This is a genomic window from Dietzia massiliensis, from assembly GCF_018390595.1.
In the GTDB taxonomy this organism is placed as follows: Bacteria; Actinomycetota; Actinomycetes; order Mycobacteriales; family Mycobacteriaceae; genus Dietzia; species Dietzia massiliensis.
The window spans coordinates 1-6678 of sequence record NZ_JAHBAV010000030.1 but is presented as its reverse complement, the minus strand read 5'-3'; the positions used below and the strand labels follow the sequence as shown (position 1 = coordinate 6678).

The window sequence follows — 6678 nt, the reverse complement described above, 5'->3', positions numbered from 1 at the left end:
CCCGCCGGTCATCCGGCGGCATCGTCCGCTCCACGTGACCACTCGCCACCAGGCCGTCCACCAGCGCCGTCACCTGGCGCGGTGAGCAATCGAGGTACGTCGCCAGCTCCACCTGCTTGCACTCACCCTGCAGGCCCAGCACGAACAGCAGCTCCAACCGCGGCACGGTGAGACCGTAGTTCGCCGCCGCGCGCGCGATGTGCCCAGCCATCTGCTCGGAGAGCATTAACGCGCGATCGAGAATTTCCCTCGAAGATAGTGCCACCTGTTTATAGTTACCACTATTCACGGTTTCATCCCCACCGGGGGCCGGTGGGCGACCAGTCTCAGGAGACATCATGGACGTGACCATCCCGGCGGGCTTCGACTTCACCGACCCGGACCTGTTCGAGAAGCGGCTCCCACACGACGAGTGGCGCCAGCTCCGGCGGACGCAGCCCATCCACCGCGTCGACAAGCGCCCCGGCTCCGACGGTTTCGACGACGACCACTACTGGCTCGTCACCAAGCACGCTGACGTCAAGGAGATCTCCCGCCTGACCGGCGAGATCTTCTCCGCGGGGGAGAACACGATGATCCCGCGCTTCGCCGAGGGCACGCCGCGCGAGATCATCGAGGCCCAGCGCGCGATGCTCGTCAACGAGGACGGCGAGATCCACAAGAAGCACCGCCGCATCATCTCCCGCGGCTTCACGCCGCGCGGCGTCGCCGGCATGCGCGACGAGCTCGCGGACCGCGCGCGGAAGATCGTCACCGCCGCCGCCGAGAACAACGCCGACGACTTCGTCACCGCCATGGCCTCCGAGCTGCCGCTGCAGGCGATCGCCGAACTGCTGGGCGTCCCGCAGGAGGACCGGCACAAGATCTTCGAGTGGTCCAACATCATGACCAGCTACGACGCCGGCGTCGACCCGGACGCGCCCGCCATCGCGTCGATGGAGCTCATCGGCTACGCCAACGCCATGGCCGAGGACCGGGCGGCCAACCCGCGCGACGACATCGTCACCAAACTCGTCCAGGCCGACGTCGACGGCGAGCACCTCTCCGCCGACGAATTCGGCTGGTTCGTGACCCTGCTCGCCGTCGCCGGCAACGAGACCACCCGCAACGCCACCACCCACGGCATGGTCGCCATGCTCGAGCACCCCGACCAGTGGGAGCTGTTCAAGCGCGAGCGGCCCGAGACCGCCTACGACGAGATCCTGCGCTGGGCCTCGCCCATCACCCAGTTCCAGCGCACCGCCATGGAGGACACCGAGATCGGCGGGGTGTCCATCGCCAAGGGCGATCGGGTGCTGATCTGCTACGGGTCGGCGAACTTCGACGAGGAGGTCTTCGACGACCCGTTCACGTTCGACATCCTCCGCGACCCGAACCCGCACGTGACCTTCGGCGGCCAGGGCCCGCACTACTGCCTGGGCGCGAACCTCGCGAAGATGCAGCTCGAGCTGATCTTCAACGCCGTCGCCGACCACCTGCCAGACCTCACCGCGCTCGGCGACCCCAAGCGCCTGCGCTCCGGGTGGCTCAACGGCCTCACCGAGTGGAAGGTCGACCTGGGCGTGTGTCCCGTGGCGAGCTGAGCCGCCCGCGTGCTCAGCCCAGCCAGGCCCGCAGCACCATGTACGTCGCCGTGCCCAGCACGATGCTCGCGGCGGCGCGGCGGAACGCCAGGTGCACGCCCAACGTGAGCGCGAGCGCGACGGTCGCCGGCACCCACGAGCCGAGCGCCGTGGTGGTGTCACGCAGGGTGTAGACCACCAGCACCACCATCACGCCGGCCGGCATGGTGCGGCCGAGATAGCGGACGACGCCCGAGTCGCGGAGGCGGGTGAGCGCGACAAACGGGGCGGCCCGCAGAGCCACGGTGACGAGGAACATCACGCCCAACCCGGCGAGGAGGTAGGCGGTCCCGGGGACGGCGGTCACGCGACATCACTCCCGGGCCGCTCCGACTGCCCGGGCCGCTCGGTCCGCTGCAGCCACGCGTACCGCACCAACAGCACGCCCACGAACGCACACAGACCCACGATGAGCATCTGGTCGGGTGCGACCACGGCGGCGATCAGCCCGCACACCAGGCCGATGACCGGCGCGGGCAGGTCGCCGGACGACCGCCACGCGTCCACGGCCAGCACGGCGAACAACCCCGTCAGGGCGAACTGCAGCCCGTCCAACCCTTCGGGCAGGGCGGTGCCGACGAGCGCACCGATCACGCCCGGGATCACCCACAGGGACTGGCACGTGATCGCGATGGTCAGCGTCCGCGGGCCGCTCATCTCCGTGCGCCGCTTTGTGGCGGTGATCGCGTAGACCTCGTCGGTGAGCGCGTACACGGCGTACAGCCGGCCCAGCCGTGAGCGGATGGCCTCGAGCGGGAAGCTCAGGCCGTAGAAGACGTGACGGAAGTTCACGAGGAACGCGGCGGCGGCCAGCGAGTACAGGGGAGTGACGGCGGTGAGCAGGCCGATCGCCAGGAACTCCATCGACCCGGCGTAGATCACCAGGGAGAACACGGGCGCCCACCACCAGTCGAACCCCGCCTGGGTCATCAGCACCCCGAAAGCCAGCCCGAGCGGCACCAGTCCGAGCCCGACCGTCGAGCAGTCGGCCAGACCCTTGCGGATCTCTGCGCGGATCTCTGCGCTGGTGGAGGGGCTGGTCGACACGCCGGGCAGTCTAGCCAGCCACGATTTCGCATCACCCGCGACAGAGGCCTACCGCCGCCCGGCCGGCGGGCGCAGACTCGACCCATGGACGCACATCAGACGGGCACGCCACCCGCGCCGACGGTGTGGCACTGTTTCCGGTGCTCCGACGCCCGGACGGTGATCGACTGGCTGGTCGCGACCCTGGGGTTCGTGGAAACGGCGTGTTACTCCGAGGACGGCGTGGTGGCCCACGCGGAGCTCCTGTGGCCCGAGGGCGGGGGCGTGATGCTGGGCGAGGGCGGGCGCGGTGCGGACGATCCGCACGCCTCGCCACCCGGCACCGGTCTGGCCTACGTCGTGACCGCCGACGCGGAGAAGGTGTACCGCAGGGCCGTGGACGCCGGAGCCGAGGTGGTGCTGGCGCTGCAGGACACCGACTACGGGGATCGCACCTTTTCCGTGCGGGACCCGGAGGGCAACGTGTGGTCGGTGGGGCAGTACCGGGGCGCGCCCCTGCCCTGACGATCTCGCGATGCGGGGCGGTCAGGCGCGACGCGGATCGGTCAGGCCCGGCGCTGGTCGGCGGTGGGCACGAGCGGAATCGCCAGCGCCGCGATCACGGCCGCGCCGGCGAACACCGGCCAGTAGCCGACGGCGTCGATCACCGCGGCGACCAGGGGAGTGGACGCCGAGATCGCCACGAACTGGGTGGTGTTCTGCACCCCGAGCGCCCGGCCGCTCCACCGGGGCCCGGCGAACTCGGCGACAGCGGTGAACGCCAGGCCGTTGTCGGACACCGAGAGCACGGTCGCGATCACGCCGAGCGTCACCGCGATGACCCCGGGCGCGCCCAGAGCTTCCGCGGCCGCCAGCGCGGCCAGTCCGGCGGTCACCGAGATCGCCACGCCGCGAATGGGCGTCATGCGGGACCCCACCCGGTCCGAGACCGCGCCCGCCACGATCCGCGCGACCGCGCCGAGCACCTGACTCACCGTCACCACGACGCCCGCGGACACCGCCGACCAGCCGTGCCCCAGCACCAGCCACGTCAGCAGGAACGCCTGCAGCATCCCCTGCGGCAGCACGAGCAGCACCGACACCCCGTGGACGCGGTACAGGTAGCCGGACCCGCGGTACGGCGAGCCGTCCGTCGCCGCGCCACTCACCGCCTCACCGTCGGCGCCTGTCGCCGCGTCACTCATCGCCTCGGCGCCCGCGTCGCGCGTGGCCTCGGGTGGAGGCGGATCGGTGACGACGACGAGGGCCGCCACCGCCGAGACAGCGGCCATCGCCAGGGGGAGCGCGAACGCCGCGCCCAGACCGTACGACTGCGCGAGCAGCGGCATGGTCATGGCCGCGACCGCGGAACCGGCCGGCTGCGACATCTGGCGGACACCCATGGCGAGCCCGCGGCGGTGCGCGGGGAACCAGCTCACGACCAGTCGCCCGCTCGCCGAGTTACCCGAGGCGGTGAAGGCGCCCGTGACCAGCAGCAATACCGCCAGCAACACGAACGACTCCACGAACAGTGCCGCGGTGAGGGTGACGGCGGCACCGACCGACCCGGCGACCAGGACGACCTTCTCCCCGGCACGGTCGACGAGCCAGCCCCACGCGATCAACGCCGCGGCCATGCCGACCAGCGGCATCGCGACCAGGACCCCGCCCTGCGAGAGGGACAGTCCCATGACGCTCGTGAGATGAGGGAGCAGGAAGCCGACGCCGATCACGAACGCCGATCCGGACGCGGCGACGAACGTGGCCACGGCCAGCACCAGCCAGTGCCGGGCCGTCACCGTCGTCGACTCGCCGCCTACCGTCTCCACCTGCAGGAGCATATGTCACTGCCCAGAATACGGAAACATCGTATCACATTGTGAGACAGCGCGAGGCGGCGATGTCAGTTGAGGTCGCCGTCCTGCAGGTACGTGGCGTACAGGGGCAGGGGCATCTCCTGGCGGCGCAGCACCGCGCCCCATACGTCGACGCGGGCGGGCGCGAGCAGATCGCTGGGCAGGCTGGGCGCGACGTACCAGTCGCCGCGGTCGAGCTCGTCCTGCAGCTGACCGGGCGCCCAGCCGGTGTACCCGACGAACACCCGCATGCCGTCGATGTGCTCCCGCAGGAGGTCGGGATCGCTGTCCAGGTCCACGACGTGCACGCGGCCTTCAATCTGCTGGAGCCCGCTGAACCGGTGGCCGTCGACGCCGGCGCTCAGCACGACCAGGGCGATGCCGGTGTCGGGTTTGACGGGTCCTCCGGTGTGGAACACGGACGGGGGAGCGCACAACTCGGACCAGGCGGGCAGGATCTCCTCGACATCGGTCTCGCTGCGCCGGGTGATCACCACGCCCAGCGACCCGGAGTGGTCGTGTTCGATCATGTAGATGATCGCGCGCCGGAAGTTCGGGTCGGGCATGTCGGGCGCGGCGATGAGCAGTGAACCGGCGACGGGATCCCGCTTGTCCATGGCGTCGTAGAGGCGGTCGCCGAACAGGCCTCCGCCGCTCAGATCATCCGGTCCCGTGTCCATGTATCCATGATGCCCCCGTCGTCGCCGGGCCACACGCGCGTCCCCTCGATCGGGTCTCGCCGCGGTGATCGGCGGCCCGGCCGCGAGCGCTACCGTGACTCCCGTGACCTCACCGCCCACCGACCCGGCCGTTCCCACCCGGGGCCGCCTGGCAGCCGCACTGCGCGAGTCCGATGGTCTGGGTCGGCTGTCGACGGCACGGCTGGCGGCGTTGCTCAGCGAGGGCATCCATCAGGCCGCCCTCGGCGGAATCGTGCTGTTCAGCCCCGAGTCGGGCACCACTCCGGCGGCGATCGTGGGCGGGTTCGCAGTGATGCTGCTGCCCTATTCGATCGTCGGGCCCTTCGCCGCGGCCGCTCTGGACCGGTGGGACCGCCGGGTCGTGGTCGCCGTCGCCGCCCTGGTGCGGACCCTCGCGATCGTCGCGACCATCGCGCTCATCGCCGCCGGCGCCGTCCACTCGGGCGCGGGTCTGACGGTGTTGTTCGCGCTGTCCCTCGTGGCGATCGGCCTGGGCCGGCTCATCAACACCGGGATGACCGCGGCCATGCCCAAGGTGGTGCCCGACCGCCTCCTCGCGGCCACCAACTCGGTGCTGGTCACGGTCGGTTCGGTCATCACCGCGGTGGGCGCGGTCGCGGCGTTCGCGGTGCTCGCCGTCCTGGGCGCGGGCGACGCCGCGGTCTCGTGGACCCTCGTGCCGTCCGTGGTCACAGCGTTGGCGGGGGTGTGGGCGATCCTCGCCCTGCCGCCGCGCCACCTGGGACCCGACGACGACGAACTCCTTCCCCACCCGGACGAGGCCGTCACCCGCCGCGCTGCCCGGGCGTTCGCCGGGGGACTCGCCGAGGGCGTCCGGGCCGCCCGTTCCTCGGCCCTGGTGTGGGTGTCGTTGACCGGCGTGACGCTCGGGCGGGCCGCGTTCGGGATCACGACGATGCTGGCGATCCTGCTCCTGCGCGATGCCGAGTCCGGCGGGTCGGGCGGCCCGGTCGTCGCCGGGATGGGCGGATTCGGCTTGATGTCGGCGGCCGTGGCCGCGGGCATGGGTCTGGCCGCGGTCGTCACACCGTGGGCCATCGCCCGAGCCCGACGCGTCCTCGTCGTCGCCGCCGGGGCCGGTGTGTCCGCGCTCGCCCAGCTCGTCGTCGGACCGACCCTCGACCCGACGGCCCTGGTGGTCGGCGCGGTGGCGATCGGCCTGGGGGCGCAGGTGGTCAAACTCGTCGCCGACAACGCCATGCAGACCGACGTCCCCGATGTCCGCCGGGGCGGGGTGTTCGCCCTCCAGGACGCGCTGTTCAACTCGGCGTTCGTCGTGGGCATGCTCGTAGTGCTTCCGCTCGTGCCCGCGGACGGCCGGTCGGTGTCGCTGATGGTGGTCCCGGCGGTGCTGTACGCCGCCGCGGCCGTGATCGCGCTGGTGGTGGGCACGCGATCAGGAGCCCAGACCGAGCGAGCCCGCGGCGATCGAGCCGCCACCCACTGAGCCCC

The 6678-nt window shown here is 71.4% G+C and carries 8 protein-coding genes; 3 read left to right on the top strand and 5 right to left on the bottom strand.

Annotation, left to right across the window (positions count from 1 at the left end; genetic code table 11):
- A partial coding sequence (locus KHA85_RS09760; RefSeq protein WP_236885468.1) for a MarR family winged helix-turn-helix transcriptional regulator occupies window positions 1–211 on the bottom strand: 211 nt, incomplete at its 3' end.
- Window positions 212–338: 127 nt separating this feature from the next.
- Between KHA85_RS09760 and KHA85_RS09755 the strand changes: the two genes are divergently transcribed.
- Window positions 339–1583, top strand: coding sequence for a cytochrome P450 (locus KHA85_RS09755; protein ID WP_213185646.1), 1245 nt, complete (start codon window positions 339–341; stop codon window positions 1581–1583).
- Window positions 1584–1596: 13 nt separating this feature from the next.
- Here the strand turns inward: KHA85_RS09755 and KHA85_RS09750 are convergent, their stop codons facing one another.
- Window positions 1597–1881 carry a branched-chain amino acid transporter permease gene (locus KHA85_RS09750; RefSeq protein WP_213185673.1) on the bottom strand — a complete coding sequence of 95 codons (285 nt, stop codon included), beginning with the start codon at window positions 1879–1881 and terminating at the stop codon, window positions 1597–1599.
- Between the two features lie 44 nt (window positions 1882–1925).
- Window positions 1926–2669 carry an AzlC family ABC transporter permease gene (locus tag KHA85_RS09745; protein WP_213185645.1) on the bottom strand — a complete coding sequence of 248 codons (744 nt, stop codon included), beginning with the start codon at window positions 2667–2669 and terminating at the stop codon, window positions 1926–1928.
- 84 nt (window positions 2670–2753) lie between these two features.
- Here KHA85_RS09745 and KHA85_RS09740 point away from each other — a divergent pair, with 84 nt between their 5' ends.
- Entirely contained in the window at window positions 2754–3173 is a 420-nt protein-coding gene (locus KHA85_RS09740; RefSeq protein ID WP_213185644.1) for a VOC family protein, read from the top strand.
- A gap of 41 nt (window positions 3174–3214) precedes the next feature.
- On the opposite strand, the gene KHA85_RS09735 is transcribed toward KHA85_RS09740, so the two are convergent.
- Both KHA85_RS09735 and KHA85_RS09730 read right to left on the bottom strand, forming a co-directional pair.
- Window positions 3215–4477 (bottom strand): MFS transporter, encoded by a 1263-nt coding sequence (locus KHA85_RS09735; RefSeq protein ID WP_308936913.1) that lies wholly within the window; start codon window positions 4475–4477, stop codon window positions 3215–3217.
- Between the two features lie 74 nt (window positions 4478–4551).
- Window positions 4552–5184, bottom strand: coding sequence for a YqgE/AlgH family protein (locus KHA85_RS09730; RefSeq protein ID WP_213185643.1), 633 nt, complete (start codon window positions 5182–5184; stop codon window positions 4552–4554).
- Between the two features lie 103 nt (window positions 5185–5287).
- On the opposite strand from KHA85_RS09730, the gene KHA85_RS09725 reads away from it, so the two are divergent.
- Window positions 5288–6673 (top strand): MFS transporter, encoded by a 1386-nt coding sequence (locus KHA85_RS09725; RefSeq protein ID WP_213185642.1) that lies wholly within the window; start codon window positions 5288–5290, stop codon window positions 6671–6673.
- Window positions 6674–6678: the final 5 nt, after the last annotated feature.

What these genes read in the sequence shown, in the direction of transcription:
- KHA85_RS09755 (WP_213185646.1), top strand. Translation starts at nt 339, where the DNA reads ATGGACGTGACCATCCCGGCGGGCTTCGACTTCACCGACCCGGACCTG.
- KHA85_RS09750 (WP_213185673.1), bottom strand. Translation starts at nt 1,881, where the DNA reads ATGTTCCTCGTCACCGTGGCTCTGCGGGCCGCCCCGTTTGTCGCGCTC.
- KHA85_RS09740 (WP_213185644.1), top strand. Translation starts at nt 2,754, where the DNA reads ATGGACGCACATCAGACGGGCACGCCACCCGCGCCGACGGTGTGGCAC.
- KHA85_RS09730 (WP_213185643.1), bottom strand. Translation starts at nt 5,184, where the DNA reads ATGGACACGGGACCGGATGATCTGAGCGGCGGAGGCCTGTTCGGCGAC.